Here is a 25,867-nt window from a genome sequence, read left to right as displayed (position 1 = left end):
TCACGCTTCACGGTTCTTTCGCCCCGCTTTTGGCTTTTTTACATTGCTTTAAGAAATGATTACCTTCAGCGATAATAGGTGCTTGCCGATTATTTCAGGGGATGTCATGAAGGATTCAGCGGCCCAGATACCACCCGTGCGTAAACGCCTGATGAGAATGAAACTAAGTACCGCCGTATCGCTGATGGTCAGCAGCGTCATCGGTTCGGTACTGCTGCTGGTTTACGCTCTGTGGTTTATCCAGATCAGCGACACCACCCGCGACGGAGTTAAAGACACGGCGCTGGCGGTCGCGCGGACCTTCTCCGACATGCCGGAAGTGAAGCAGGCCCTGAGCCAGTCGCCGGAGCGCGCGCTGATCCAGCCCCTGGCGCTGGCGATCACCCAGCGTAATGACCTGCTGTATGCCGTGGTGACCGATATGCACGGCGTGCGCTATTCGCACCCTAACCCGCAGCTTATCGGCAAACGTTTTATCGGCGAGGATATTCAGCCCGCCTTTGCCGGCAAAGAGAACGTCGCCATCAACCATGGCGTGCTGGCGCAGGCGCTACGTGTGTTTACGCCGGTATTCAACGACCAACGGCAGCAAATCGGCGTGGTGGTGGTCGGCATTTCGCTTAGCAAAGTGGATGAGCAGATTGCCCGCGGCCGCTGGGACGTCCTGCTGACCGTACTGTTCAGCGCCCTGGTGTGCGGAATTGGCACCTGGAGCCTGGTGCGCGGTCTTAAGCGGGTGCTGCTGGGGCTCGAACCGCATGAGATCTCCACCCAGTTCCAGCAACGCCAGGCGATGCTCCATTCGCTCAAAGAAGGTGTGGTGGCGGTCGATGCGGAAGGACAGGTCAACCTGATCAACCCCGCCGCCAGCAAGATCCTGTTGAGTGGCCCGGACCAGGCGATCGATCATACCCCGCTGCTGGCCGATCTGCAGGCGGTGCTGAAAACCGGCGAGCCGATTTATGACCGCGAGCTGGGTTGCAACGGCCTGCTGTTGATCAGCAACACCGTGCCGGTACGCAGTCAGAATGCCATCGTCGGCGCCATCAGCACCTTCCGCGATAAAACCGAGATGAGCCAGCTGGTGCAGCGTCTCGACGGGATGGTGAACTATGTCGATGCGCTGCGCACCACGTCCCACGAATTTATGAATAAGCTGCATGTGATCCTCGGCCTGCTCAATATGAAGAGCTACGGCAAACTGGAGGAATATGTGCTGCAAACCGCCCATACTTATCAGGCGGACATCGGTGAAATTCAGCACCGCATCAAATCACCGGTGGTGGCAGGCTTTTTGATTGGTAAAATTCAGCGCGCGAAAGAGCGCGGCTTCAGCCTGCATCTGGCGGAAGAGAGCCTGGTGCCCGATTGCCCCAATGAAAAACAGGTCACCGTCCTGGTCACGGTGCTGGGGAATCTCATTGAGAATGCGCTGGACGCCATGAGCGGCCAGAGCGAGGGCGAAGTGGGCCTGTTGCTGCACTATCAGAACGGCTGGTTAAGTGGCGAAGTGAGCGACGACGGTCCGGGGATCCCGGCCGCGAATATTGACGCCATCTTTAACAAAGGATTTTCTACCAAGGGTGAGAACCGCGGCGTCGGCCTGTTTCTCGCCAGCCAGCAGTTACGTGAGCTGGGCGGTACGCTTGCCGTCGAGTCAGAACCTGGCGTGTTTACCCAATTTTTTGTTCATCTTCCCTGGGATAGTAAAAGGAAACGTACGTGATAAATGTATTAATTGTTGACGATGATGCCATGGTCGCCGAACTGAACCGCCTGTATGTGGCGAGAATTTCCGGCTTCCGTTGCTGTGGCACGGCGTCTACGCTGAGTAAAGCCCAGGAGATGGTTAACGATAGCGAACTGGAGATCGATCTGGTGCTGCTGGACGTCTACATGCAGCACGACAGCGGGCTGGATCTGCTGCCGACCATTCGGGCTTCCGGCCGCCCTATCGACGTGATCATGATTACCTCCGCCGCCGATGCCGCCACCGTGCAGACCTCGATGCATTACGGAGTGGTCGATTATCTGATCAAACCGTTCCAGTTCCCGCGTTTTGAAGAGGCCCTCACCGCATGGCGTGAAAAACGCAAACTGATGACCGGACAGCCCTATTATGAACAGGCCGATGTGGACCGCCTGCTGCACGGCAGCACGCCGGAAGCCAGCGACGCGCGGAAACTGCCGAAGGGCCTGACCGCCCAGACGCTGCGCACGCTGTGTCAGTGGATTGACGCCCATCCGGGCACCGAGTTTTCAACCGATGAGCTGGCGGTGGCGGTCAATATTTCCCGCGTCTCCTGCCGGAAGTACCTGATCTGGCTGGCGCAGATAAATATTCTGTTTACCAGCATTCACTACGGCGCCACCGGGCGTCCGGTCTACCGTTATCGGTTGGTGGCCGAGCAGTACAGTCTGCTCAAGCAGTACAGTCAATAAGCCGGTAGCCATCGTCCAGCAGGTGGAAACGAAAACGGCGCTGCGATGAGAGGATCACCTCGCGATTTTTGGTGACGAAAATCGCCTCGATATCGTCACGGTGACGCAGCGCCGCGCAGCCTTTCTCGACCCCGAGGCCGTAGATCAAGGTGGTCCAGATATCGCCGTCGAGCGAGTCGTCCGAAATGATCGTCACGCTCTCCAGTTCGTTATCCAGCGGGTAGCCGCTGCGCGGGTCAAGAATATGGTGCCAGCGGCGCCCGTCCTGCTCGAAGTAGCGCTCATAGGTCCCGGAAGTCACCACCGATTGACCGTTGACGTCGAGGCTGCCGACCAGCGTATCGGCCGGGGCAAACGGCTTTTTCAGGCCAATCGACCATTCGCCGAGGGTGTGCACATTGCCGCCGAGATTAATCAGCGCCGCGCGCACGCCCTGTCGCTGCAGATCGTCGCGAACGCGGTCGGCGATATAGCCCTTGGCAATCGCGCCAAGGTCAATCTCCATGCCGTGCCGGGCGAGAAACACGCTACCTGCCGCATCATCAAGGATCACATCCTGCGGGCGGGTCAGCGGCAGCCGGGCTGCGATATCGTCCGCCGCCGGCACGCGATCGCCCTGAAAGCCAATCCGCCATAGCTTCACCAGCGGACCGATCGCCAGATTAAACGCACTCTCCTGCACCATGCTGGCGGCTTTGGCGCATTTAATCAGCTGGTAAACCGGGCGGCTGACGCTGACCGGCTGACGACCGGCGGCATGGTTAATCGCCATCACCTGCGACGACGCGCGGTTAACGGTGAACAGATCTTCGTAGTGTTTAATCAGCTGGAAAGTGCGGGAGGCCAGGGCTTCATCGTGGGAAAAGAGTTTCAGCAGGATGGGAGAGCCCATCAGCACGGCGGAGTAGCTATAGATACGCGGGTCACCTGACATGGTTGCAGCTCCTCTGTGTCACCCGGCAGGCAGCGCGCCGCCGGGGGAAAATGCCGGGCGAACCCGGCCTGTCATCACTGAGCGTTAGCCTCTGGCGCGTTTTGCCGCCTGGTGGCCCGCCAGGGTGCCAAAGATAATGATATCAGCCACGGCGTTGCCGCCGATGCGGTTGCCACCGTGAATGCCGCCAACCACTTCACCGGCCGCATAGGCGCCGGCAATCGGCTGATGCGCGCTGTCCAGTACCGCGGTGTCGGTGTTAATGGTCACGCCGCCCATGGTGTGGTGGACCCCTGGTGCGATACGGATCGCGTGGAACGGCCCTTCGTTAACCGGCGCACGCAGGGCGGTGGTCCGGCCAAACTCCTGATCATGCTGCTGTTCAACATAACCATTGTAGCGCTCAAGGGTGGCGAGGAAGGCATGGTAATCCATCCCCAGTTTCTCCGCCAGTTCACGCGGCGAGCTGGCGCTGGTCACCAGCCCTTTGGCGATATATTCGTCGGCCGCTTTGTTTTTGGCCCGGACATGTTCGTCGAAGACAATGTAGGCGTAGTGTTCCGGCAGCGCTATGATCGCGGCGGAGACTTTATCGCGGGTCGACATTTCGTTGAAGAAGCGGTTGCCCTGCTGATTGACCAGAATCGCCCCGCCGCCGCGAATGGATTCGGAAATCAGGTACGAGGTGTTCTGCTCAACGGTCGGGTGAATCTGAATTTCGCCCATATCCACGGTACCGGCACCGATACGCTCCAGCAGCGCGATACCGCCGCCGGTCGCCCCTTTGTGGTTGGTGGTGACAAAGCCGGCGAGATCCGGGCGGTATTTCACCACCATCGCGCTGTTGGCGCTGAAGCCGCCGGTGGCGACCACGATGCTGCGGGTCTGCACCACGATGTTCTCCTGCTCATCATTGAGCAGACGTACGCCGCTGACCTGCTGGCCATCCATCAGAATCTCTTCCACCGCGGTGTCGAGCATCACGTCGATGCCGCGTTTATTGATGTTGCGCACCAGGCCGCTGATCAGATAGCCGCCGACCGCCGATCCGTCACGCGGACGGTGGGTACGGTCGATGCTCATGCCGCCGGTGGTGGTGATATCGTTGAGCATAATCCCGCGACGGGCCAGCCATTCGATGGCTTCCGGGGCGTTTTCAACAAAGCGACGCAGCAGCTGCGGGTTATTTTTGTTCTGACCGCCTTTTAAGGTTTCCTGGTAGAACAGCTCTTTGCTGTCTTCAATCCCTTTCACCCGCTGGAAACGGGTCTCGGCAGCGTTCATCCCGGCAGAAGCCTTGATGGTATTCCCGCCGATGGTCGGCATTTTTTCGACGATCAGCACTCTGGCGCCTTCATCGTGCGCCTGAATCGCCGCGGCCAGACCGGCGCCGCCGCTGCCCACGACCACCACGTCGTAGCTTTTCGGGGTCAGATCCTCACCGCCTTCTTCCAGCGCCAGCGCTTTGCTGGATTTCAGCATCGCTTTCGATACCGCTTTTTTCACCGCTTCGCTCTGGCTGGTGGCGCCGGAAATGGCGTCTACGTGCGGGGTATTGGCGGTCAGAATGCGTTCACGGATCTCTTCGAAACTGGTGGTGAACTCAACGGTCTGCGTCGGACCGGCGGCCAGGGCAATATCGGCAATGCGGTCGTTTTCGAGGCTGACGTTGATCACCAGCTCGTTCGCATCGTCCTGAACGGTTTCAACGAACAGGCCCGGTTTAAATTTCGCGTCTCCCATGCTCATATCGCGGATCATCGCTTCCACCAGCGAGAAACGCCACAGCGGTTCCGGAATATGGAGGGCTTCACGCTGGGTGCTGTCGATAAACAGTTCGAGGTTTTCGTCGGCGGCAATCCGCGCCGCCCAGTCCGGATAGGCGATGCAGGCGCGGCCCACGGCGATCAGATCGTAGCCGTGATCCAGCCCCTGCTCGGCGTCAGCCGCGTTGACCACGCCGCCCACTCCCATCACCGGGATCTGCGCCAGGGTTGCAGAGCGCAGCGCGCAGTATTTTTCAATCAGCGGCGTTGGGTCGCTGGTGTCGACGATAGACGGACGCAGCGACGCCCCTACCGAGAAGTGCAGATAGTCGAGACCGCGTGCCGCCAGCTTCTCCAGCAGATACATGGTGTCGTCAAAACGGATGCCCGGCTCTTCAAGCTCTTCCGGCGAGAAGCGATAGCCAATAATAAAGGCGTCGTCGGCGTACTGGCTGGCCATTTTGCGGGTGATATCGAGCACCGCCAGCGGGAAACGGGCGCGATTGTCGCGGCTGCCGCCCCACTCGTCATCGCGCTGGTTGGAGTTCGGGGAATAGAATTGCTGAATCAGGTAGGTGTTGGCGCCGTGGATTTCCACACCATCAAAACCGGCCAGAATTGCCCGACGCACGCCGTCACCAAACTTGCCGATCATGCCGGTGACTTCGTCTGCGCTCAGCGCACGCGGCATTGCGGCGCCTTCACGTGGTGCGGCCAGCGCGCTTGGCGCCACCGGCTGACGACCGCCAATCAGCTGCGGGTCGACCATGCGCCCGCCGTGATAGATCTGCAGAATCGCTTTTGACCCTTCAGCCTGGATGGCCTGCGCAATTTTAGCCAGGCCGGCGATTTTCTCATCGCTGTCGATACCAATCGCGCCCGGGAAAGCCAGGCCGTAGTTATCGATAAAGCAGCACTCAACGATAATGGTCCCGATGCTGCCGGCACGCGCACGATAGTACTCCACCAGTTCGCTGGTGACGCTGCCGTCAAAATAGCCGGTACAGGTTGTCATCGGTGCCATTAGCAAACGGTTTTTCAGTTCAGTGCCGTTCGGTAAGGTAAAAGGACGCAATATACGTGAGTTACTGGTCATATTAACACTCCAGATCTTAAATATTGATAATTCAGAATTGGGTGACGGAATTGTTTTTGGTTCTGTTTTTTTAATTCCTGTTGTCATGCTAATAATATAACGCTATTTTTAGTTACCAAACTAATTACGTTAGTTAAAAAACTATTTAATACCCCGAATAACATCACTACCTCCATTGTATTATTAATTGCAAATATTACATTCACAAAAAACAGAAAACCTATAACACAATGGACACGTTTGTTAAAAATAAGAACACATCACAAACAATTTAAATTACAATAAAATCATATAATTATAAACAGGTAATCGGTGTCGCTCGTTTTTGCCATCTGCAAAAAATTAACATTAAGCGTTATTTTAAACAAATAAACACCTCACCCATAAGGGTTATTATGAAAATAAAAAAACAGCTCATAAGACAGCATTTATTGATCTCGATCAATTGCAACGCCACGCCAAAGCGCAATATATAAATAACCAACAAATTAAATTTAACGCCCAACAAAACGCGTTAAATAACCGTCAGCAGCCAAACCAGAATCAACAATTAATAACTAAAGAAACTTTTGAAATTAAAGAAAGCAATGGTTATGGCGTGACTAAACCGTATTTTCAACTACTCGCAGATACTCATTATGAAAGAGAAACAGACAACTATACCGCCTGCCGGTGCCGCCAGTCCGAAAGCGGCAAATAAAAACCGTCTGCTGATGATGGCCCTGCCCATTATTGTTGCAGTCCTTCTGCTGTTCGTTCCCGTGCCTGAGGGGTTACCCCCGTATGCCTGGCATTACTTTGCTATCTTCGTCGGCGTTATCGTCGGCCTGATCTTTGAACCGCTGCCAGGGGCAGTGATTGGGATTACCGGGGTGGTGGTTATCGCCCTGTGCAGCCAGTGGTTGCTGTTCGCCCCGGAGCAGCTGGCCGACCCGAAATTCAAACTCGCCGGCGCCTCGTTTAAATGGGCAGTGAGCGGCTTTGGTAACTCGACGGTATGGCTGATTTTCGGCGCCTTTATGTTCGCTGCGGGCTACGATAAAACCCAGTTTGGCCGCCGTCTGGCGCTGATCCTGGTGAAATATCTCGGCCGTCGCAGCCTGACGCTGGGTTATGCCATTACCTTCGCAGACCTGCTGCTGGCACCGTTTACTCCGTCCAACACCGCGCGTAGCGGCGGGACTATCTACCCGATCATCGCGAACCTGCCGCCGCTGTATGGTTCAAAACCGAATGACCCCAGCGCCCGCCGCATCGGCTCCTATCTGATGTGGGTGGCGATCACCGCCGCCTGTATCACCAGCTCGATGTTCCTGTCCGCGCTGGCACCAAACCTGCTGGCTCTGGCGTTGGTCAAAAGCATCGTCGGCATCAATATCTCCTGGGGCACCTGGTTTATCGCCTTCCTGCCGCTGGGGATCCTGCTGATTCTGACCATGCCGCTGCTGGCCTACTGGTTCTACCCACCAGAAGTCAAAATCAACAACGAAGTCCCGCTGTGGGCCGCTCGTGAACTGGAAAAACTGGGCAAACTGTCGCGCAATGAGATCCTGCTGCTGGTGTTCGTCTGCTTCGCGCTGGCGATGTGGATCTTCGCCGCCGAGTGGATTGAACCGGCGCTGGCCGCCCTGCTGGTGATTGTACTGATGCTGTGGACCGGGGTGCTGGCCTGGAGCGATATCACCAATAACAAAGCCGCGTGGAACACCTTCGTATGGTTCGCCACCCTGGTGGCGCTGGCGGACGGCCTCTCCTCTACCGGGTTTATCGCCTGGCTGGGTAAAGAAGGCGGCGCGCTGATGAGCGGCATCTCGCCGGGGGTGGCAACGATTGTACTGCTGCTGGCGTTCTACCTGCTGCACTACCTGTTTGCCAGTACCACTGCCCACACCACGGCACTGCTGCCGGCGATGCTGACTATCGCCTCCACTATTCCGGGCATGAACATGCAGGTGTTTGTCCTGCTGATGGTCACCTCGTTGGGTGTGATGGGTATCATCACCCCGTACGGTACTGGCCCAAGCCCGATTTACTACGGCAGCGGCTATCTGCCGACCAAAGATTACTGGCGCCTCGGCACCATCTTCGGCGCCATCTTCCTGGCCGCCCTGCTGCTGATTGGCTATCCGTGGATGTCCATGATGTTCTGATTCATAACCGCCGGGGGCTCACCTCCGGCGGTTTTACTCTTAGGGAGCTACGCAATGTCGACTAAACCGTTTGTTTATCAGGAAGCCTTTCCGCTGGCGAAAGATGACACTGACTATTATCTGCTGAGCAAAGAGCATGTTTCACTGGCCGAATTTGAAGGCCAACAGATCCTCAAGGTTGAACCTGAAGCCTTAACCCTGCTGGCCCAGCAGGCGTTCCATGACGCGGCCTTTATGCTGCGCGTTTCCCACCAGCGCCAGGTCGCGGCGATCCTGCTCGACCCGCAGGCCAGCGAAAACGATAAATACGTCGCCCTGCAGTTCCTGCGCAACTCGGAAATCGCCGCTAAAGGCGTGCTGCCAACCTGCCAGGATACCGGTACCGCGATCATCATGGGTAAAAAAGGTCAGCGCGTATGGACCGGCGGCGGTGACGAAGCGGCGCTGGCCCGCGGCGTGTACAACACCTATACCGAAGATAACCTGCGCTACTCGCAGAATGCCGCACTGGATATGTACAAAGAGGTTAATACCGGCACCAACCTGCCGGCGCAGATCGACCTCTACAGCGTTGACGGCGATGAGTATAAGTTCCTGTGCATGGCGAAAGGCGGCGGCTCTGCCAATAAAACCTATCTGTATCAGGAAACCAAAGCGCTGATCACCCCGGCGAAGCTGAAAAACTACCTGGTTGAGAAGATGCGCACCCTGGGTACCGCCGCCTGCCCGCCGTACCATATCGCCTTCGTGATTGGCGGAACCTCAGCGGAATCGACCCTGAAAACCGTCAAGCTGGCCTCGACCCGCTACTACGACGGCCTGCCGACCGAAGGGAACGAACACGGTCAGGCGTTCCGCGACGTTAAGCTGGAGCAAGAGCTGTTGCTGGAAGCGCAGAATCTTGGCCTCGGTGCGCAGTTCGGCGGCAAATACTTCGCCCACGATATCCGGGTGATCCGCCTGCCGCGTCACGGCGCCTCCTGCCCGGTCGGCATGGGCGTCTCCTGCTCCGCAGACCGTAATATCAAAGCGAAAATCAACCGCGACGGCATCTGGATTGAAAAACTGGAGAGCAATCCGGGCCAGTACATTCCGGAAGCATTGCGCGAGCAAGGTGAAGGCAAGGTCGTCAGTATTAATCTCAATCAGCCGATGAGCGACATTCTGGCTCAGCTTTCTGCCCATCCGGTCTCCACCCGTCTGACCCTCAACGGGACGATTATCGTGGCGCGCGATATGGCGCATGCCAGGTTGAAAGAGCTGCTGGATAACGGCGAAGCGCTGCCGCAGTACGTTAAAGACCACCCGATCTACTACGCTGGCCCGGCCAAAACCCCGGAAGGATATGCTTCCGGTTCTCTCGGCCCGACCACCGCAGGACGGATGGATTCCTACGTCGACCTGCTGCAGTCTCACGGCGCCAGCATGGTAATGCTGGCGAAAGGCAACCGCAGCCAGCAGGTGACCGATGCCTGCCACCAGCACGGCGGTTTCTACCTCGGCAGCATCGGCGGCCCGGCGGCCGTACTGGCGCAGCAGAGTATTAAGAGCCTCGAGTGCGTGGCCTACCCGGAACTGGGCATGGAAGCTATCTGGAAAATTGAAGTAGAAAACTTCCCGGCGTTCATCCTGGTGGATGACAAAGGTAACGACTTCTTCCAGCAGATTCAGAACAAACAGTGCGCGGGTTGCGCACAGCGCTAACGGCGTTAATTCGTCTTAATGCGGGAATTAAGGGGAAGATGGTCATCTTCCCCTTAACCTGGTGACTTCGCGGTTAATGACCGGCAGACGGTGCCCCAGGCGCTCCGGCACGGCTAAACGGCGGACGCGCGAACCAGATCACCGCAATCAACGCCATAAAGCCCCAGCCCAACACCCAGAAATAGTCGATGGTCGACATCATGTAGGCCTGCTGCTCAATAGTTTTATCAATCAGCGCCATATGCTGCTGCGTCGCCCCGCCCATTTTTTCAACATACTCCACCGCTCCCGGATTATAGATCGACACGCTCTCGGTCAGGTTGGCATGGTGAAACACCTCGCGCCGCGACCAGATCCAGGTGGTCAGTGACGAGGCAAAAGAGCCGCCCAGCACGCGGAAAAACGTCGCCAGACCGGACCCTTCCGCCACTTGTGCGCCGTTGAGGTTCGACAGCACGATAGTGGTAATCGGCATAAAGAAAAACGCCACGCCGATCCCCATAAACAGCTGCACTTCGGCAATGGTGCGGAAATCAACATCGGTATTGAACTGCGCGCGGATCAGACAGGATGCTCCCATGGTCAAAAATGACAGCGAAGCCAGAATCCGCAGATCGAACTTGTTGGCGTAGCGGCCAATAATCGGGGTCATCATCAGCGGCAGGATCCCCATCGGCGCCGCCGCCAGACCGGCCCAAATCGCCGTGTAGCCCATCTGCGTTTGCAGCCACTGCGGCAGAATAATGTTGATCGCAAAGAAAGCGGCGTACCCGAGAGTCAGCGCCAGAGTCCCGACGGCGAAGTTGCGGTCTTTAAACAGGCGCAGGTTCACGATCGGGTGGCGCTCCCCCAGCTCCCAAATCACGAAGGAGACCAGCGAGATAGCCGAAATCGTCGACATGACAATGATGTGCGAAGACGCGAACCAGTCGAGATCGTTGCCCTTATCCAGCACCACCTGCAGCAGACCAACCCCCAGCACCAGCAGCCCGATACCGATGTAATCGATTGGGGCATGGCTGGTGGTCTCTTCGCGTGCCCGCAGCTGGGTCCAGACCACAATGGTGGCGAAGATACCGATGGGCACGTTGATATAGAAGATCCACGGCCAGGAGTAGTTATCGGTGATCCAGCCGCCGGTGATCGGCCCGACAATCGGCGCCACCACCGTGACCATAGACAGCAGCGCCAGCGCCATACTGCGTTTGCTCGGCGGAAAAATCACCAGCAGCAACGTCTGGCACATCGGGAACATCGGCCCGGCAAAGAAGCCCTGCAGCGCCCGGAAAATAATCAGCTCGGTCATGCTGTGGGCGAAGCCGCACAGAAACGAGGTCAGAGTGAACATCATCACCGAGCCGAGAAACAGCTTTAGCTGGCCGAAACGGCGCGTAAACCAACCGGTCAGCGGCAGCGCAATGGCGTTGCACACCGCAAACGAGGTGATGACCCAGGTGCCCTGATCGGCGCTGACGCCAAGGTTACCGGCAATGGTCGGCAACGCCACGTTGGCGATGGTGGAATCCAGCACCTGCATAAAGGTGGCCAGCGACAGCGCGAGCACCGCCAGCCACATATTGGGCGGTGTAAAGGCGGCCTTATCTTGCATAACGTCTCTCTTAACGGGTGCCTGCGGCTACCGTTTTGCTGTTGTCATGAAGGATCTTAGCCACCAGTTGGTCCGCTTCTTCCAGCGGGTTTTGATACACATCCGTGGTGAAACGCGGGGTGCTAACGGTTTGTTGCGGCAGCAGATGCCCTGCGTCATCGCGAATATCAACGCTGACGTTCATCGACAAGCCCACCCGCAGCGGGTGTTTCTGCATATCATGAGGATCGAGGGTGATGCGCACCGGCAGACGCTGGACGATTTTGATCCAGTTCCCGCTGGCGTTCTGCGCCGGCAGCAGCGAGAAGGCGCTACCGGTACCAATCCCCAGGCTTTCAATGGTGCCGTGATAGGTCACGTCATCGCCGTACAGATCGGCGCTGAGGGTCACCTTCTGCCCCAGACGCATCGCGTTCATCTGGCTCTCTTTGAAGTTGGCATCGACCCAGACTTCATTCAGCGGCACGATAGCCATCAGCGTGGTGCCCGAATCGACGCGCATCCCGAGCTGCACCGCCCGCTTCGCCACATAGCCGCTGACGGGAGCAACAATGGTGCTGCGCGAATTCTCCAGATAGCGCTGACGCAGCGTAGCCACCGCGCTTTTAATTTCCGGATGGCTGTCGATAACGGTGTCATCGACCATCGCGATATTGGTACGCAAGGCCTCCTGCGCAGCCAACAGATCGCTCTGCGCGCTGGTGACCGCATCGCGGTAGTGCGACAGGTCCTCGGCGGCAATCGCCCCGCTCTGGAAGATTTTCTGCCGACGCGCGTAGTCGTTTTGCGCCGTCTGCAGAGCCACTTTTTTCGCCGCCACCTGCGCCCGGTAGTTATCGGCGGTGCTGTACAGCCCGCGCACCTGGCGTACCGTATTGGCCAGATTGGCCTCGGCCTGCTGCAGCGCAATGGCGGTATCACTCGGGTCGAGCAGCACCAGCGGCTGGCCTTTTTCCACGAAGTCGCCTTCGTCTACCGTTACCTGGGTGACGGTCCCGCCAATCTGCGGCGTCAGCGTCACCTGGTTGCCATTAACATAGGCATCATCGGTGGACTCATAGTAACGGGCATACAGCAGATACCACGCCAGGCTTCCTCCTGCCGCCAGCAGCAGAATAATGAGTAAAATAATAAAGTTGCGTTTGCGCTTACTGCCGCGCTCGGCCTGTTGTGCAGGGGTGGTTTCCATCTGTCTGGACCTTTTTAATTCATTAGCGATGAGGGGCGACGATCTCGTCCGGCAGCATTTTTGTCATTAGCGCGACCAGCTGGCGGGATTCATCGGGAGTCAGTCGGGCGGTGAGGTCGCTGATGATCGACACCAGCGCTTCATTGACAAAGCGCTCGCAGATGAGCAGCCCTTTGTCGGTCAAGGCCAGAATGACCTGGCGTTTATCCTGCAGGTTTACGCTCCGGCTGATGAGATCGCGCTTGACCATGCGATCGACCATCCGGCTCATGGCGCCGGCGTCCATCACCAGGTTTTTGCTGATCTCAACCGGGCTGTTGAAGCCTTTGTAGATACTGATCAGGACCTTGAACTGCGCGGCGGTAATATCCATGCCGGAGAAGTGCTGATTTATCAGCTGGTCTTTGAACTGGTTTGCCAGATGAATGAGCAAACCTAAGTGAAATTTATTGTTAATAATACCCGGATGATTACTCATGATATTTGCCTGGTCAGTAATTACAAATGAAACTACTGACCAGGCAATCATTTGTCAACGTAACGTCAAGAAGATCGCACATTTTGTCAGCCCGCCCCTGCACGGATCGCGTCACCAGGCGCAATAACCGCCCCCTGAGCTCCCTTTTCTGTCGGCGCTTGTATTCGCTTATCGCTGGTCTATGCTCAAATCAGAGTCTGCTCAGCGTGTCGCGTTGAGCGACTGAAAAATAACAATAATTTCTTATTTTTGGGTGCAGCATATGAACAGGATATCGGTATTATTGTTGGCATGGCTTTCGCTGTGCCTGGCCTTCCCGCTGTCGGCGGCAGAACCCCGCCAACAGCCCACTCCGCGCGAAGATGCCCGTACGGTCAAAATCTTCCACCAGCCGATTGTGATGCTGCAGGCCACTTTCGGGCAGACTACCCCCGAAGAGCGCGTGCTGCGGATCCGCAATATGCTGCGGGCCTTCACCGAAGCCGATATTAACCAGCCGTTACAGATGGTTCCGGTCACGCGTTATAACCAGCCGGGCCGTTTGTTTCTGATGAACGGCAAGCCGATTATGATGCTGAGCCAGGCGGATCTTGATGAAGGTGATGACCTGACCCTTGACCAGGCGGCGCAGCGCGTACTGGCCAGAATGGAGGCACAGCGCAGCTCGCTGCGTGAACAGTACAACAAAACCTATCTGGCACTGGCTGTCGTGAAGGTTCTTGTTGGCACCCTGGTGCTGGCCGCGATCTACTACGCGGCCTGGCGTTCCTGGCGCCGGGTGCGCCGCTTCTTTCATCTGCGGATCCTTGAAAAGCGCAGCTGGATCCCGCAAAGCTGGCGACGTTTCCTTGGCAATATCGAAACCAAACTGTATGCCCTGCTGATGATTCTGCTGGGCATCCTGGCGCTGTACGCCTGGCTGAGCTGGGCGTTTGGCCTGTTTCCGTGGACCCGGGTGTGGAGTGAATCGCTCGGTGACTGGTCGGTGGGCGTCCTGCAGGAGATCGCGCTGTCCATCGCCTCCGCCCTGCCAGGCCTGATGATCGTGCTGATTATCCTGTTGATCACCTGGTTCTTTATCCGCCTGGTCAAACTGCTGCTGAGCCAGGTGGAGGCCGGACGCCTGCACATTCCCGGCCTGCATCCGGAAACCGTCGGCGCCACCCGCAAGCTGATCTCGGTGATGATATGGCTCTTCGCCCTGTCGGCGGCCTATCCGTTCCTTCCCGGCGCCAACTCGCTGGCGTTTAAAGGGATCAGCGTCTTCTTCGGCCTGATGTTAACCCTCGGTTCCGCCGGCGTCATGAACCACGCCATGAGCGGGCTGGTGCTGATTTACTCCCGCGCGTTGCACAAAGGAGATGTCATCCGCATTGCCGATAACGAGGGTAAAGTCAGCGAAATCGGCATGCTGGCCACCAAAATCATCACCCGGGAAAACTACGTGGTGACGGTGCCAAATGCGGTGGTCGTCAGCGGTAAAATCACCAATCTCAGCGTGCCAAACAACGACACCGGCGGCAACGGGATCAACCTCACCACCGGCGTGACCATCGGCTATGACACCCCGTGGCGTCAGGTGCAGGCCATGCTCGAGCTGGCGGCACACCGTGCGCCGGGCATCGACCATCGCCAGCCGCCGCTGGTTCGCCAGTTGGGCCTGATGGACTGGTATGTCTCCTACGAGCTGCAGGTCAGGCTGCTGGCGGAAACCTCGCTGTCCGACGCCCGTACCGCGCTGCACAGCAATATTCAGGATGTTTTCAATGAATTTGGCGTCCAGATCATGTCGCCGAACTTTGTGATGCAGCCGAAGGGATCGGTGGTGGTGGCGAAAGAGGACTGGTATGCCGAACCGGCGCTGGCGCCGCAGCAAGATGATGTGAAATCAGTGTAACGTCATTGCTGGCCGGCTCGCGCATTGCGACCGGCCAGCACCGTCAGGATTAAGCCGTTTTACCGTCCAGCTCATCGAACACCTGCTGCGCCAGATGCAAGGTGGCATTGGCCGCCGGCAGGCCGCAGTAGAGCGCCGAGTGCATGATCAGCTCTTTCAGCTCATCGCGGGTGACGCCGTTATTAAACGCCGCCCGCAGATGCATTTTCAGCTCCGCCTCGCGGTTGAGAGCAATCAGCATCGCGATGGTGATCATGCTGCGGGTGTGATGGTCCAGACCGGGCCGGGTCCAGGTTTCGCCCCACGCGTAGCGGGTAATAAAATCCTGAAACTCTTCATTGAGCGGGGTCAGATTGTGCAGCGTGCGGTCAACGTGGGCATCGCCCAGCACTTTGCGACGCACCTTCATACCCCGCTCATAACGCGCCTTATCATCCATGCTGTTCCCCCTGGAAGAAGCCCAGCAGCGCGGCGCTAAATTCGGCCGGTGATTCGATACTGGAGAGGTGCGATGCCGCGATCGCTACCACCTGCGATGCCGGGATCTGTTGATGCAGGAAGTTGGCATCCGCCACAGTAGTGACAGGGTCACTTTCCCCGGCGATAATCAGCGTCGGCACGCTGATTTGCCCGACTTCTGCCCGCAGGTCAGCGCCCGCCAGGGCTTCACAACACTCGGCGTAGCCTTCGGCGTTGCTGTGGGTCAGTTGATGGCACAGTGCCTCCACCACTTCCGGCGCGCGCTGCCGGAAGCGATCGGTGAACCAACGGTCCGCCGCCCCCGCCGCCACCACGTCCATTCCTTCCTGACGCACGGCCCGGGCGCGGGAAAGCCAGCCGGCCTGATCGCCAATGCGCGCCGCGGTGTTGGCCACCGCGATACCGTAAAAACGTTCAGGCGCAAAACGGCCCAGCCACAGTCCGGTCAGGCCGCCCATGGAGATACCGCAGAACCAGGCTTTGGCGATATTAAGGTGGTCGAGCAGCGCGATGACATCTTCGCCGAGCTGCGCCAGCGTCACCTTGCCGGATTTGCTGGTTTTACCATGGCCGTGGGTATCATAACGCAGCACGCGGAACTGGCGAGTTAAGGCCGCGAGCTGCGGCTGCCACATCTCACGGGTCGTGCCCAGCGAGTTCGAAAGCACAATCACCGGCGCGCCTTCCGGCCCGTCCAGCTGATAATCAAGGTTCATGCCGTTGCTCCTTGTAACGCGCCAGCACCTGGCGCACAAAATAGTCGGCGCTGCCGGTGGCCGTGGCCGGATCCAGCAGCTGCGTTAAACGGGAAGTCGGGAGATGCTGGCTGACCTGCGGGTCGTTCTCCAGCAGCGTCAGCAACGGGCGGGACTCGTCGATTGCCCGCCGACACAGCGCCTCAATGCAGTGATGGGCATCGGCTTTGCCGATAAACGCCGCCAGCGCCAGGGTCACCGCTTCCGCCATAATCAACCCGTGAGTGATATCGAGGTCTTCCCGCATTTTCTGCGGGAAGACCTGCATGTCGCGCACCAGGATCTCACTCTGCGCCAGCGCGCCGCCGACCAGCATCAGCAGCTCCGGCAGAGTCTCCCATTCGGCTTGCCAGCCGCCGAGCGCGCGTTCATGCTGCTGGATCTGGCTGGCGTACAGCGTCGCCACCAGACCGGGCGTGCGCTGGGCGGCCGTTAAAATGGCGCTGCAGGCGATCGGGTTGCGCTTATGCGGCATGGTGGAGGAACCGCCGCGCCCTTCTGCTACCGGCTCGCCCACTTCCGCCACTTCAGTCTGCATCAGTAACGAGAAATCGTTGGCAAATTTGCCGAGAGTGCCGCACAGGCCGGCGAACCAGGCGCCGACTTCCAGCAGCCGGTCACGCTGGCTGTGCCACGGCGTGTCCGGGAGCGCCAGCTGGAGCAGGGTTGCCAGCTGTTCCGCCACCGGCGGACCGTCCGCTTTTAGCGAATCCAGCGTGCCCGCCGCGCCGCCAAACTGCAGCACCAGCACCCGCGGGCGCATCTCCCGCAGCCGCTGCTGCCAGCGCAGTAATGCATCCAGGGTGCCCGCCAGCTTCAGGCCGAAGGTCACCGGCAGCGCGTGCTGCATCCAGGTCCGGCCCGGCATCACGGTGTGTTGATAGCGCTCTGCCTGCTGAGCGAAAGCGTCGATCAGCCGCTGAAGCAGTTGGTCGGTGTCGTCGAGCGCGCCGCGCAGCTGTAGCACCAGACCGCTGTCGATAGCATCCTGACTGGTGGCTCCCCAGTGAACATAGCGTGCGGCCTCGGCGTCGTGCGCTTTGACCCTGGCCGTCAGCTGTTTTACCAGCGGGATCGCCAGATTGCCGGCGTTGGCCGCCGCCAGCCCGAGAGCGGGAAAATCGATCTGCGCCTGCTGGCAGGCGTTGACGATCGGGGCAACCGCCGCCGCCGGCACGATGCCGCAGGCGGCCTGCGCGCGGACCAGCGCCGCTTCAAAATCCAGCATCCCCTGCACCCGCTGCGCGTCGCTAAACCAGTCGGTCAGCGGACTGCCGCGCAACATTGGGGTCAACAAGCTCATTCGCGCTCCTTACACTCGTTCAATAATCAGCGCAATCCCCTGGCCGACGCCGATGCACATGGTGCACAGCGCATAGCGGCCACCGGTGCGACGCAGCTGGTAGGCCGCGGTCATGGCCAGACGCCCGCCAGATGCCCCTAAAGGATGGCCGAGGGCAATCGCGCCGCCGTTGGGATTGACGTGCGCCGCATCATCCGGCATCCCCAAATCGCGGGTCACGGCCAGTGCCTGAGCGGCGAACGCTTCGTTCAGTTCAATCACGTCCATCTGCCCCAGCGTCAGCCCGGTCTGCGCCAGTACCTTACGCACAGCCGGAGCCGGGCCAAATCCCATAATCCGCGGCGCCACGCCTGCGGTTGCAATACCCACGACCCGCGCCAGCGGTTGCAGGTCGTTGACCGCGAGCGCCTGCTCGCTGGCCAGCAGCAAGGCACAGGCGCCATCATTGACGCCAGAGGCATTCCCGGCGGTCACCGAACCGTCCGGCCGCACCACGCCTTTAAGTTTCGCCAGCGCCTCAGCGGAGGTGCTGCGCGGATGCTCATCCCGGGTAAACAGCAGCGGTTCGCCTTTCCGCTGGGGGATAGAGACGGCAATCAGCTCGTCGTCGAAACGCCCGGCTTCCTGCGCCTGAGCGGTACGCATCTGGCTGCGCAGCGCAAAAGCATCCTGATCGGCACGCGAGATGCCAAAATCTGTCGCCACGTTTTCGGCGGTCTCCGGCATCGAATCCACGCCGTACAGCGCTTTCATCCGGGCGTTGATAAAACGCCAGCCGATGGTGGTGTCTTCAATCTGCATGTTCCGGCTGTAGGCGTTCTCGGCCTTACCCATCACGAAAGGCGCCCGCGACATGCTCTCTACGCCGCCGGCAATCATCAACTGAGTTTCGCCGCTTTTAATGGCGCGCGCTGCGACGCCGATCGCATCAAGGCTGGAGCCGCACAGACGGTTGATGGTGCTGCCTGGCACCGTTTGCGGAAAACCGGCCAGCAGCAGCGCCATGCGCGCGACGTTGCGGTTATCTTCCCCGGCCTGGTTTGCACAGCCGTAGATCACATCGTCAATGCGCGCGGGATCGAGCCCCGGGTGGCGTTCCAGCAGCGCTTTCAGCGGTAAAGCGCCTAAATCATCCGCGCGCACCGGCGCCAGGGTACCACCAAAACGACCGAACGGTGTACGCACCGCATCACAGATAAATGCCTGATTCATCATAGGTTCCTTACGCGCTTTCTGCCAGAAGTTCGAACGTCAGCGTCACCGGCGTGATGCGCTGCAGTTCCTCAAACGAGAGACCGTTAAAAATTTCCCGGACGACCGGTCCGTTTGGGGTGATGTCAATGACCGCCAGGTCGGTGTAAATCCGGCTGACGCAGGCTACGCCGGTGAGCGGATAGCTGCAGTGTTCAACCAGTTTGCATTCGCCGTCGCGGGTCAGGTGGTCCATCATCACAAAGACCTGACGCGCGCCGATAGCCAGATCCATCGCCCCGCCCACCGCCGGAATCGAGTCCGGGGCGCCGGTGCTCCAGTTGGCGAGATCGCCAGTGGCAGAGACCTGATATGCGCCGAGGACGCAGATATCGAGATGGCCGCCGCGCATCATGGCGAAGGAGTCGCCGTGATGGAAGAAGCAGCCGCCTTTGAGCAGCGTCACGTACTCTTTGCCGGCGTTAATCAGCTCAGGATCTTCTTCGCCTGGTTCGGGACGAGCGCCCATCCCCAGCAGGCCATTTTCGCTGTGCAGGAACACTTCTTTATCGCTCGGCAGGTAGTTGGCGATGCGGGTGGGTAAACCGATGCCGAGGTTGACATAGGCTCCTTCCGGGATATCGCGAGCAACTCGCTGGGCCATTTCATCGCGGGTTAGTTTTTGCATGTCTGGCTCCTCAGGCGCGTAGTGCAACGTTCAGGTTTTCCAGCGAGAAGACGCGCTGAACAAAAATTCCCGGGGTGATGACGTTTTCCGGGTCAAGGTCGCCAAGCCCCACCAGCGCGGAGACTTCCACAATGGTGGTTTTGGCGGCGGTGGCCATAATCGGCCCGAAGTTGCGCGCCGCTTTGCGATACACCAGGTTGCCCCAGCGGTCCGCCTGATGGGCTTTGATCAGAGCAAAATCGGCCTTAATCGGATACTCCAGCACGTAGTGGCGGCCGTCGATTTCGCGGGTCTCTTTGCCTTCCGCCAGCGGCGTGCCGTAACCGGTCGGGGTGAAAATCGCCCCCAGCCCGGCGCCAGCGGCCTGAATCCGTGCGGCCAGATTGCCCTGCGGGACCAGCTCCAGCTCGACTTTGCCGCGGCGGTACAGGTCGTCAAAAATCTGTGAGTCCACCTGACGCGGGAAAGAGCACACCATCTTTCTCACCCGTCCGGCCTTCAGCAGCGCCGCGAGGCCAACTTCCCCGTTGCCCGCGTTGTTGTTAATAATGGTGAGGTCACGGGCGCCCTGTTCAATCAGGGCATCAATCAGATACGTTGGCTGACCGGCGGGGCCAAAGCCGCCGATCATGATGGTCGCGCCGTCGTGAATCCCGGCGATGGCATCGCTTAGCGTCGACACGCTTTTATCAATCATCAGGTCGCTCCTTTATGTGCGGTAATCGCACTTATATGCGTTGTTCGCACAAAATGTGACCCGCTTAACGATGTTGGTCAAGGGCGATAATCGAAATATGGTGCGATAATCGAACATCGTATATCTTTAGCGAAAGAATGTGATCGATGGCAAATATGGAGAAGAAAATGGAGAAGCATCCAGACGATGTTCTGACGGGCGATAGCGATCCGTTTAAGGGCGATCCGAACTTTATGGCCTCACTGGCTCGCGGGCTGGAAGTGATTCAGGCCTTTACCCCGCAGCGCCCGGTGTTGTCGATCTCGCAAATCAGTCAGAAGACCGGGATCCCGCGTGCGGCGGTGCGTCGCTGCCTGTACACCCTGGGTAAGCTGGGTTTTGTCTACGCGGAAGATGGTAAGAATTTCCAGCTGCGCCCGCGCATTCTGGCGCTCGGTCACGCGTGGCTGGCCTCTACGCCGCTGGCGCGCTCGGCGCAGCCGGTGCTCAAGCACCTGAGCGAGATGCTCAACGAGTCCTGCTCTATCGCCACCCTCGACGGCGACGATATTCTGTACATTGCCCGCGCCTCCAGCTCGCGGATCATGACCATCGACCTCGACATCGGCAGCCGCCTGCCGGCCTGGGCCACCTCGATGGGCCGGGTGCTGTTAAGCCACCAGCCGGAAGAGAAGCTGAACGATATGCTGGCGCGGGTAACGATGATTCGCTATACCCCGCAGACGGTGGATTCGGTGAATAAGCTGCGTGCCGAGCTCAAGCGCGTGCACCAGCAGGGTTATGCGCTCAACGATCAGGAGCTGGAGATGGGGCTACGGTCGCTGGCGGTGCCGCTGTTCAACCCGCAGGGTCAGGTTCAGGCGGCGCTCAACGTCGGGGTACATGCCGGGCAGGTGTCTACCCGGGAAATGGTGGAGCGGGTGCTGCCCGAGCTGCAAAAAGCGGCCCGCGAGCTGACGCTGTTGCTGCGCTAGCGGCTGCGTTTGGCGTGACGTTCCCAGGTTTCCTGCTTCGCCTCGGCGGATTTGCGCAACGCCACGTAGCACGCCCCGCTGCCGCCATGGTGCGCTGAGGCCACGCAGAACGCCTGGACTTCGGGCAGTTCGACCAGCCAGCGCGCCAGATAGCTGCGAATGATATTGCCGTGGGCGTTATCCTCCCGCCCTTTGCCGTGGACGATCAGCACGTTGCGCAACGCTTCTTTTTGCGCCTGCACGATAAAAGCAAACAGCATCTGCCGGCACTGCTCAACCGGCTGACGCAGCAGGTTCAGGCTGGCCTGCTGGCTATATTTCCCCAGCCGCAGCTTGTCCAGCACGCCGTTTTGCAGCCCTTCACGTTTAAATTCCAGCGGCGTCGCCAGCGGCACAATATCGAGATAACCGGTGGTGAGCATGTTATCCAACTGCAGGATATCCAGACGCTGCGCCGGGCGGCTATTGCGCTCGGGATGCCAGTGCACGTCATTCCCGCGCTTCAGCGGCTGGACATCTTCCATGGCGCCAAGAAATAGCGATTTGTCGTCAAGATTCATGAGCACTCCTCCGGCTACTACCGAGGGCTACTATAGCCGCCGCGCCCTGGCGGCTCAATGCGTTTGTCGACAACCGCTGGCAAAGTGAACCGTGGCGCTTCAGTCAGGAAACTGGTGACGACTCTGGCGACGAAACTGGGTGATCAGCGATGCGGTCAACGGCGTCTGGCGCATATCCCGCCGCTGGATCAGGTAATAGGTCGCTTTGGGCAACGTTTCGCGCACGTTAATCATCACCAGCTTGTCGGCAATCATCGGGTCGCTTCCCAGCTCCACCGGCAAAATGCTGAGAAAATCGCTCTGCACCACCAGGCTGATGCAGGAGGAGAAGGTTTCGCACACGATGCCGACGTGGGGGATCTGCGCCCGGTGGCTGAACAGATCCTGAAGCTGTTTAAAGTAGCTGCCGCGCGGCGTCGGCATGGTCCAGCTGTAGTCCAGCAGCGCATCGATGGAGGTGGCCTGCGCCGCGGGATGCCCGGTGCGGGCGAAAACCGCAAACGGCTTTTCAAACAGCTTTTCAAAGCTAAATTCGTGGTCGTAGGGGCCGGGATAGTAGGTATTGATGGTGAAGTCGAGTTCGCCCTGACGCAGTTCGTTGATCATCGACAGCAACTGGCCTTCCATGATCCGCACCTTCACCAGCGGATGCTGCTGATGGAAACGGCAAATCACCGAGGGCATCAGCGAACGCGCGACGCTGGCGCCCAGGCCAATATTAATCTGCCCGGTCAGCGCCCCCTGGCGTTGCAGCAGATCCTCCTGCGCTGCCCGTAGCTCCTCGATAATCAGGCTGGCATGCTGATAGAAGCTTTCGCCATTCTCCGTCAGCGATACCCCCTGGCTGCGGCGCACGAACAGCTGAGCCGACAGCCCCTCTTCCAGCTCTTTGATCGCCTTGGTCAACGCCGGTTGCGACAGCGCCAGGGCGCGGCTGGCGCCGCGAATGCTGCCCTGGCGCGCGACCTCAACGAAGGCGCGAATTTGATGAAATTTAATCTGAAAAGACATCGTCGTGGTGATAACCGTCATTTATCAAACAGAAGAAAATGGCATCTACTGTAATGCAAACTGTTGTGGCAACGTAAGAATGTACTGACGAAAAACCCGCCAGTGATAAGTAAAAGCTATCACACCGTGAACAACATCACATTTTTAAATATGACAGGACCTGGTTATGCCGCTACTCAATGAATACATCCGCCAGCTGGTGCCGGAAATGACGCAATGGCGTCGCGATTTACACCACTATGCCGAGTCCGGCTGGCTCGAGTTTCGTACCGCCAGCAAGGTCGCTGAGATCTTACATCGGCTGGGCTATGACCTGGCGCTGGGCCGCGATGTCATCGATGCCGGGAGCCGCATGGGATTGCCGGATGAGGCGACCCTCGCCAGCGCCTTTTTACGCGCCCGTGAACAGGGTGCGCCGGAGCCGTGGCTGAGCGCCTTTGAAGGCGGCTTCACCGGAGTGGTCGCGACCCTGGATACCGGGCGTCCCGGGCCGACGCTGGCCTTTAGGGTCGATATGGACGCCCTCGACCTGAACGAACAGACCGATGACCATCACCGCCCGTACCGCGAGCACTTTGCCTCCTGCAACCAGGGGATGATGCACGCCTGCGGCCATGATGGCCACACCGCAATTGGCCTCGGTCTGGCCCACGTGCTGAAGCACTATGCCGACCGGCTAAACGGGGTGATTAAACTGATCTTCCAGCCTGCCGAAGAAGGTACCCGCGGGGCGCGGGCGATGGTCGCGGCAGGGGTGCTCGACAACGTCGATTACTTCACCGCGATTCATATCGGCACCGGCGTGCCGGTCGGTACGGTGGTGTGCGGTGGGGATAATTTCATGGCGACCACCAAATTCGACGTTGAGTTCACCGGCGTCGCCGCGCACGCGGGCGGCAAACCGGAAGACGGTCGTAACGCCCTGCTTGCCGCCGCCCAGGCGGCACTTGGTCTGCACGCTATCGCCCCACACAGCGCGGGGGCCTCAAGGGTCAACGTCGGGGTGATGCAGGCGGGTACCGGCCGCAATGTGGTCCCTTCCGGCGCCCTGCTCAAGGTCGAAACCCGCGGTGAAACCGAAGCTATCAACCAGTATGTCTTTGATCGGGCACAGGCGGTGATCGACGGTGCCGCGGCGATGTACGGTGCCAGCGTCAACGTCCGGTTGATGGGAGCCGCGACCTCCAGCGCGCCTTCACCGGCATGGGTCAACTATCTGCGCGAACAGGCCGCCCAGGTCCCGGGGGTTGAACAGGCCATCGACCGTATCGCCGCCCCGGCTGGTTCGGAAGATGCCACCCTGATGATGGCCCGGGTGCAGGAGCAGAACGGTCTCGCCTCGTACATGATTTTTGGCACCGAGCTCAGCGCCGGGCACCACAACGAGCGGTTCGATTTCGATGAGAGCGTTATGGCCATGGCCGTTGAAACCTTAGCGCTCACCGCCCTTAATTTTCCCTGGCAGCGAGGTGTGTAATGGAGAATATCTATCGCTTTGTCGATGAGACCATCGATGCACGCGCGGCTGAGTTTAGCGCCATCGCCGATGAGATCTGGGATCACCCGGAAACACGCTTTGAAGAGTTCTGGTCCGCCGGACGGCTGGCGGCGGCGCTCGAAGCCGAAGGGTTTCAGCTTACCCTTGACGCCGGCGGGATCCCTAACGCCTTTATTGCCAGCGTCGGTCACGGCAAACCGGTTATCGCCCTGCTGGGGGAATATGATGCGCTGGCGGGACTGAGCCAGCAGGCGCACTGCGCGCATCAGACCAGCGACACGCCGGGTGAAAATGGCCACGGCTGTGGGCATAACCTGCTGGGCACCGCCGCCTTTGCTGCCGCGGTGGCCGGCAAAAACTGGCTACAACAGCATGGCGGCAGCGGCACCCTGCGTTTCTACGGCTGCCCTGGCGAAGAAGGTGGTTCCGGCAAAACCTTTATGGTTCGCGAGGGGCTGTTTGACGATGTCGATGCCGCCCTGACGTGGCACCCGGAAGCCTGGGCCGGCATGTTCAGCACCAGTACGCTGGCCAATATTCAGGCGGCCTGGCGCTTCAGCGGTACCGCTGCTCATGCCGCTAATTCGCCGCATCTTGGCCGCAGCGCCCTCGATGCCGTCACCCTGATGACCACCGGCACTAACTTCCTCAACGAGCACATCATTGAGAAAGCGCGCGTCCACTACGCCATCACCGACAGCGGCGGTATTTCGCCAAACGTGGTACAGGCGCAGGCGGAAGTGCTCTATTTGATTCGTGCGCCGGAGATGGCGGACGTGCAGCAGATCTACGCCCGTATCGAAAAAATCGCTCAGGGCGCCGCGCTGATGACCGAGACCACCGTCAGCTGCCGCTTCGAAAAAGCCTGCTCCGGCTATCTGCCGAATCGCACGCTGGAAGCGGCAATGTATGAGGCACTCTGCCACTTTGGCACCCCGTCGTGGAGCGAGGAGGATCGCGCCTTCGCCAGCGAGATCCGCGCGACCCTTAGCGAAAACGACCGCACCAACAGCCTGAACAATATCGCGATGACCGGCGGTGAAGCGGGAAAAACCTTTGCCCGCCGCCATCGCGATGCCCTGCTGGCAGACGACGTTGCCCCCTGGAGCGCGACCGACAACATCCTGGCAGGGTCAACCGACGTGGGCGATGTCAGCTGGAAAGCCCCGGTTGCCCAGTGCTTCAGCCCCTGTTTTGCTATCGGGACACCGCTGCACAGCTGGCAGCTGGTGAGCCAGGGACGAACCGCCATTGCCCATAAGGGCATGCTGCTGGCGGGAAAAGTGCTGGGGGCGACGGCCATTCGCCTGCTCGGCGACCCGGCGCTGCGACAAGCCAGTCAACAAGAACTGGCGCAGCAGCTGGCGGAGCGGCCCTATCACTGTCCGATCCCGCAAGACGTGACACCGTCACCTTTAAAATAATAAAACCATAACCAACACAAC

The 25,867-nt window shown here is 59.2% G+C and carries 21 protein-coding genes; 8 read left to right on the top strand and 13 right to left on the bottom strand.

What is annotated here, in order from left to right; genetic code table 11:
- The first annotated feature begins 106 nt into the window (after positions 1-106).
- Together HF679_RS05360 and dcuR are read left to right on the top strand one after the other, a co-directional pair.
- A complete protein-coding gene (locus tag HF679_RS05360) occupies positions 107-1,726 on the top strand; it encodes a sensor histidine kinase (protein WP_154143891.1) in 1,620 nt (539 codons plus the stop codon).
- Positions 1,723-2,442: a two-component system response regulator DcuR gene (gene dcuR, locus HF679_RS05355; RefSeq protein ID WP_174509328.1), complete on the top strand. Its 720-nt coding sequence runs from the start codon at positions 1,723-1,725 to the stop codon at positions 2,440-2,442. Before HF679_RS05360 ends, dcuR begins: the two co-directional genes overlap by 4 nt.
- Here the strand turns inward: dcuR and HF679_RS05350 are convergent.
- Together HF679_RS05350 and HF679_RS05345 are read right to left on the bottom strand one after the other, a co-directional pair.
- Complete coding sequence (locus tag HF679_RS05350; RefSeq protein ID WP_123754526.1) at positions 2,423-3,376, bottom strand: FAD:protein FMN transferase; 954 nt, start codon at positions 3,374-3,376, stop codon at positions 2,423-2,425. The genes dcuR and HF679_RS05350 overlap by 20 nt on opposite strands.
- Positions 3,377-3,460: 84 nt before the next feature.
- Positions 3,461-6,238, bottom strand: a complete 2,778-nt coding sequence (locus tag HF679_RS05345) for a flavocytochrome c (protein ID WP_187042685.1) — start codon at positions 6,236-6,238, stop codon at positions 3,461-3,463.
- Between the two features lie 638 nt (positions 6,239-6,876).
- Between HF679_RS05345 and HF679_RS05340 the strand changes: the two genes are divergently transcribed.
- A complete protein-coding gene (locus HF679_RS05340; protein WP_123754528.1) occupies positions 6,877-8,388 on the top strand; it encodes an anion permease in 1,512 nt (503 codons plus the stop codon).
- Between the two features lie 54 nt (positions 8,389-8,442).
- Positions 8,443-10,092 (top strand): class I fumarate hydratase FumA, encoded by a 1,650-nt coding sequence (gene fumA, locus HF679_RS05335; protein WP_187042684.1) that lies wholly within the window; start codon positions 8,443-8,445, stop codon positions 10,090-10,092.
- Between the two features lie 73 nt (positions 10,093-10,165).
- Here fumA and HF679_RS05330 read toward each other — a convergent pair whose 3' ends face one another.
- Genes HF679_RS05330 through HF679_RS05320 form a run of 3 tightly spaced genes read right to left on the bottom strand, consistent with a single transcriptional unit; the run spans position 10,166 to position 13,368 of the window.
- Complete coding sequence (locus HF679_RS05330; RefSeq protein ID WP_123754530.1) at positions 10,166-11,701, bottom strand: DHA2 family efflux MFS transporter permease subunit; 1,536 nt, start codon at positions 11,699-11,701, stop codon at positions 10,166-10,168.
- A gap of 10 nt (positions 11,702-11,711) precedes the next feature.
- Positions 11,712-12,890, bottom strand: coding sequence for an efflux RND transporter periplasmic adaptor subunit (locus HF679_RS05325; protein ID WP_187042683.1), 1,179 nt, complete (start codon positions 12,888-12,890; stop codon positions 11,712-11,714).
- Positions 12,891-12,912: 22 nt separating this feature from the next.
- The gene (locus tag HF679_RS05320) at positions 12,913-13,368 is read right to left on the bottom strand and encodes a MarR family transcriptional regulator (protein WP_123754532.1); all 456 of its coding nucleotides are present in this window, start codon (positions 13,366-13,368) and stop codon (positions 12,913-12,915) included.
- 262 nt (positions 13,369-13,630) lie between these two features.
- Here HF679_RS05320 and HF679_RS05315 point away from each other — a divergent pair, with 262 nt between their 5' ends.
- Entirely contained in the window at positions 13,631-15,265 is a 1,635-nt protein-coding gene (locus HF679_RS05315; protein ID WP_123754533.1) for a mechanosensitive ion channel family protein, read from the top strand.
- 49 nt (positions 15,266-15,314) lie between these two features.
- Here HF679_RS05315 and pcaC read toward each other — a convergent pair whose 3' ends face one another.
- From pcaC to HF679_RS05285, 6 genes are read right to left on the bottom strand one after another with little or no spacing between them, the layout of a single operon-like run.
- Entirely contained in the window at positions 15,315-15,704 is a 390-nt protein-coding gene (gene pcaC, locus HF679_RS05310) for a 4-carboxymuconolactone decarboxylase (RefSeq protein ID WP_187042682.1), read from the bottom strand.
- Positions 15,697-16,461, bottom strand: a complete 765-nt coding sequence (gene pcaD / locus HF679_RS05305) for a 3-oxoadipate enol-lactonase (protein ID WP_123754535.1) — start codon at positions 16,459-16,461, stop codon at positions 15,697-15,699. The genes pcaC and pcaD overlap by 8 nt, the downstream gene beginning before the upstream one ends.
- Positions 16,451-17,803 carry a 3-carboxy-cis,cis-muconate cycloisomerase gene (locus HF679_RS05300; RefSeq protein WP_154143896.1) on the bottom strand — a complete coding sequence of 451 codons (1,353 nt, stop codon included), beginning with the start codon at positions 17,801-17,803 and terminating at the stop codon, positions 16,451-16,453. The genes pcaD and HF679_RS05300 overlap by 11 nt, the downstream gene beginning before the upstream one ends.
- A 9-nt stretch (positions 17,804-17,812) precedes the next feature.
- On the bottom strand, positions 17,813-19,015 hold the full coding sequence (gene pcaF, locus HF679_RS05295; RefSeq protein ID WP_187043029.1) for a 3-oxoadipyl-CoA thiolase: 1,203 nt from the start codon (positions 19,013-19,015) through the stop codon (positions 17,813-17,815).
- A gap of 10 nt (positions 19,016-19,025) precedes the next feature.
- Positions 19,026-19,682: a 3-oxoacid CoA-transferase subunit B gene (locus HF679_RS05290; protein ID WP_123754538.1), complete on the bottom strand. Its 657-nt coding sequence runs from the start codon at positions 19,680-19,682 to the stop codon at positions 19,026-19,028.
- Between the two features lie 10 nt (positions 19,683-19,692).
- A complete protein-coding gene (locus HF679_RS05285; protein ID WP_154143897.1) occupies positions 19,693-20,379 on the bottom strand; it encodes a 3-oxoacid CoA-transferase subunit A in 687 nt (228 codons plus the stop codon).
- A gap of 167 nt (positions 20,380-20,546) precedes the next feature.
- Here HF679_RS05285 and HF679_RS05280 point away from each other — a divergent pair, with 167 nt between their 5' ends.
- Positions 20,547-21,353 carry an IclR family transcriptional regulator C-terminal domain-containing protein gene (locus HF679_RS05280; RefSeq protein ID WP_123754540.1) on the top strand — a complete coding sequence of 269 codons (807 nt, stop codon included), beginning with the start codon at positions 20,547-20,549 and terminating at the stop codon, positions 21,351-21,353.
- Here the strand turns inward: HF679_RS05280 and smrA are convergent.
- Together smrA and HF679_RS05270 are read right to left on the bottom strand one after the other, a co-directional pair.
- A complete protein-coding gene (smrA, locus tag HF679_RS05275; RefSeq protein WP_187042681.1) occupies positions 21,350-21,913 on the bottom strand; it encodes a DNA endonuclease SmrA in 564 nt (187 codons plus the stop codon). The two genes, HF679_RS05280 and smrA, sit on opposite strands and share 4 nt — an antisense overlap.
- Before the next feature lie 99 nt (positions 21,914-22,012).
- Positions 22,013-22,924 carry a LysR family transcriptional regulator gene (locus HF679_RS05270; protein ID WP_123754542.1) on the bottom strand — a complete coding sequence of 304 codons (912 nt, stop codon included), beginning with the start codon at positions 22,922-22,924 and terminating at the stop codon, positions 22,013-22,015.
- A 166-nt stretch (positions 22,925-23,090) separates the two neighbouring features.
- Here HF679_RS05270 and HF679_RS05265 point away from each other — a divergent pair, with 166 nt between their 5' ends.
- Together HF679_RS05265 and HF679_RS05260 are read left to right on the top strand one after the other, a co-directional pair.
- On the top strand, positions 23,091-24,401 hold the full coding sequence (locus tag HF679_RS05265; protein WP_187042680.1) for a M20 family metallo-hydrolase: 1,311 nt from the start codon (positions 23,091-23,093) through the stop codon (positions 24,399-24,401).
- On the top strand, positions 24,401-25,846 hold the full coding sequence (locus tag HF679_RS05260; protein ID WP_123754544.1) for a M20 family metallopeptidase: 1,446 nt from the start codon (positions 24,401-24,403) through the stop codon (positions 25,844-25,846). Before HF679_RS05265 ends, HF679_RS05260 begins: the two co-directional genes overlap by 1 nt.
- Positions 25,847-25,867 lie beyond the last annotated feature (21 nt).

The organism is Enterobacter sp. JUb54 (assembly GCF_014298075.1).
Classification (GTDB): Bacteria; Pseudomonadota; Gammaproteobacteria; order Enterobacterales; family Enterobacteriaceae; genus Klebsiella; species Klebsiella lignicola.
The sequence above is the reverse complement of the archived record's forward strand: the minus strand, read 5'-3'. Positions and strand labels throughout refer to the sequence as shown.

Excerpts from the sequence above, each read along its gene's own strand:
- HF679_RS05350 (WP_123754526.1), bottom strand. The coding sequence starts at position 3,376 with ATGTCAGGTGACCCGCGTATCTATAGCTACTCCGCCGTGCTGATGGGC.
- HF679_RS05270 (WP_123754542.1), bottom strand. The coding sequence starts at position 22,924 with ATGTCTTTTCAGATTAAATTTCATCAAATTCGCGCCTTCGTTGAGGTC.
- HF679_RS05330 (WP_123754530.1), bottom strand. The coding sequence starts at position 11,701 with ATGCAAGATAAGGCCGCCTTTACACCGCCCAATATGTGGCTGGCGGTG.
- HF679_RS05280 (WP_123754540.1), top strand. The coding sequence starts at position 20,547 with ATGGAGAAGCATCCAGACGATGTTCTGACGGGCGATAGCGATCCGTTT.
- pcaF (WP_187043029.1), bottom strand. The coding sequence starts at position 19,015 with ATGAATCAGGCATTTATCTGTGATGCGGTGCGTACACCGTTCGGTCGT.
- HF679_RS05285 (WP_154143897.1), bottom strand. The coding sequence starts at position 20,379 with ATGATTGATAAAAGCGTGTCGACGCTAAGCGATGCCATCGCCGGGATT.
- pcaD (WP_123754535.1), bottom strand. The coding sequence starts at position 16,461 with ATGAACCTTGATTATCAGCTGGACGGGCCGGAAGGCGCGCCGGTGATT.
- HF679_RS05260 (WP_123754544.1), top strand. The coding sequence starts at position 24,401 with ATGGAGAATATCTATCGCTTTGTCGATGAGACCATCGATGCACGCGCG.
- HF679_RS05360 (WP_154143891.1), top strand. The coding sequence starts at position 107 with ATGAAGGATTCAGCGGCCCAGATACCACCCGTGCGTAAACGCCTGATG.
- HF679_RS05315 (WP_123754533.1), top strand. The coding sequence starts at position 13,631 with ATGAACAGGATATCGGTATTATTGTTGGCATGGCTTTCGCTGTGCCTG.
- HF679_RS05265 (WP_187042680.1), top strand. The coding sequence starts at position 23,091 with ATGCCGCTACTCAATGAATACATCCGCCAGCTGGTGCCGGAAATGACG.
- HF679_RS05300 (WP_154143896.1), bottom strand. The coding sequence starts at position 17,803 with ATGAGCTTGTTGACCCCAATGTTGCGCGGCAGTCCGCTGACCGACTGG.
- smrA (WP_187042681.1), bottom strand. The coding sequence starts at position 21,913 with ATGAATCTTGACGACAAATCGCTATTTCTTGGCGCCATGGAAGATGTC.
- pcaC (WP_187042682.1), bottom strand. The coding sequence starts at position 15,704 with ATGGATGATAAGGCGCGTTATGAGCGGGGTATGAAGGTGCGTCGCAAA.
- HF679_RS05290 (WP_123754538.1), bottom strand. The coding sequence starts at position 19,682 with ATGCAAAAACTAACCCGCGATGAAATGGCCCAGCGAGTTGCTCGCGAT.
- HF679_RS05320 (WP_123754532.1), bottom strand. The coding sequence starts at position 13,368 with ATGAGTAATCATCCGGGTATTATTAACAATAAATTTCACTTAGGTTTG.
- HF679_RS05340 (WP_123754528.1), top strand. The coding sequence starts at position 6,877 with ATGAAAGAGAAACAGACAACTATACCGCCTGCCGGTGCCGCCAGTCCG.
- HF679_RS05345 (WP_187042685.1), bottom strand. The coding sequence starts at position 6,238 with ATGACCAGTAACTCACGTATATTGCGTCCTTTTACCTTACCGAACGGC.
- fumA (WP_187042684.1), top strand. The coding sequence starts at position 8,443 with ATGTCGACTAAACCGTTTGTTTATCAGGAAGCCTTTCCGCTGGCGAAA.
- HF679_RS05325 (WP_187042683.1), bottom strand. The coding sequence starts at position 12,890 with ATGGAAACCACCCCTGCACAACAGGCCGAGCGCGGCAGTAAGCGCAAA.